General features: G+C 75.1%; 1 protein-coding gene. It reads left to right on the top strand.

Annotation, left to right across the window (positions count from 1 at the left end):
* Window positions 1-265 (top strand): hypothetical protein (locus ACZY1I_RS32305; RefSeq protein WP_463761726.1); only part of this gene is annotated, 265 nt, incomplete at both ends.

Raw genomic sequence — 265 nt, 5'->3', positions numbered from 1 at the left:
AGGCAACGGCGGTAACGGCGGCAGCGGCGGTGCCGGTGGCAGCGCAACCGGCGGCGGCAACGGCGGCAACGGCGGCACCGCCACCGGCGGCCAAAACGGCGGTGACGGCGGCAACGGCCTTCTCGCCGCAGGGGCCGGCGGGGCAGGCGGTAACGCCGGCAACGGAGGCGCCGGCGGTAACGGCGGCGCCACCGGGGACAACGGTACTGGTGGTGCTGGTGGTAGCGGTGGCACCGGTGGTAACGGTGGTACTGGTCAGGCCTCG

Source organism: Mycobacterium sp. IDUB_37 (assembly GCF_055419245.1).
Note: the sequence above shows the minus strand (reverse complement) of the source record. Positions and strands in the feature narration are given on the sequence as shown.